Here is a 1,218-nt window from a genome sequence, read left to right as displayed (position 1 = left end):
CCTTGAAGGTGATGGTCGCGGGCCGTCCGTAGCGCCCGTACGCGTCGCTCGTCTCGGCCTGCACCGTGTAGACGCCGGTGGCGGTCGGACGCCACGTCAGTGTGGGGTCGGTGGTGCTCTTCACGAAACCGCCCGGACCGCTGACCACCCATCGGTAGCCGCCCGCCACATGGCCCGGCTGCGCCGCGGGTGTCGCCGTGACGGTGACGTCCTGTCCGTAGCCGTGCCCGGCGCAGTCGTTCGCGGTGCACTCCGTGAACGGCGCGGACAGGGTGAGGGTCGGAGCCGCGGGCGCGTCCGGGGTGGCCGGGGTCCGGCGCTGCAGCGCGACGGTGCTCGAAGGAGCCGAGTCGAGGCCGTCTCGGTCGACGGTGGTCACGTAGTACCAGGAGTCGCCCGCCGGGGCCGTCGTGTCGTCGAAGACCAGGGCGGCAACCGGCCGTGGGGTCAGCAGGGTCCAGGCTCCGTTCGCGTCCGTGCGGCGGTACACGCGGTAGTCAATGCTGTCGGTCGACGGCCAGGACAGTCGGGTCGCGCTGTCCAGCGGGAGCGCGGTCGGGGTGCCGGGCGCGGCCAGTGCGGAGGCCGCCGGGCGCACGGCCGTCGCCGCCTCCGAGGCCGGGGAGATGTTCCCGTCGGTGTCGACCGCGTACACGCGGTACTCGGTGCGGCCGCCGACTGCCGCCGTAGCGTCCAGGTACGAGGTGCCGAGGACGATTCGGGGCCCGGCGGGGTCGGTGCCCTCCGGTGTCGTCACCCATACCTCGTAGTGCGCGGTGTCGTCCGTGCCGGCCTGCCAGCTGACGCTGTTGCCCGCCGTGGTGGCGTCCGCGGTGATGCCCTGCACCTGACCGGGCGGGGTGCTGTCGGGAGCGCCCGTGTCGGCGGTGCTGGACGGGGCGGAGACATTGCCCGCGGCGTCGCGCGCGACGACCCGGTAGTACCAGCGGTGTGTGGTGGCGAAGGAGGGCGTGTCGCGGAAGGACGGGTCGGTCAGCCAATCGGACACGGCGGAGTACGTCCCGCCCGCGGTGGCCGAGCGGAGGACCTGGTAGGCGGAGGCGCCGGTGGCCGTCTGCCAGTCCACCCTGACGGCGCCGCCCTCGATCCGCGTGGCCTTCAGCCACGTCCTCGTCCTGGTGCTGCACCACATCGCCGGCGACGGCTGGTCCATGGCCCCGCTCGCCCGCGACCTCTCCACCGCCTACGCCGCCCGCA

Annotated in this window: 1 pseudogene; it reads right to left on the bottom strand. The window is 73.7% G+C overall.

The annotated features are described in order from the left end of the window. Positions 1-1,087: pseudogene (locus ACWD4P_RS38350) on the bottom strand (hypothetical protein); the annotation flags it as partial. Between the last annotated feature and the right edge of the window lie 131 nt (positions 1,088-1,218).

Source organism: Kitasatospora sp. NPDC002543, from assembly GCF_053594915.1.
Note: the sequence above shows the minus strand (reverse complement) of the source record. Positions and strands in the feature narration are given on the sequence as shown.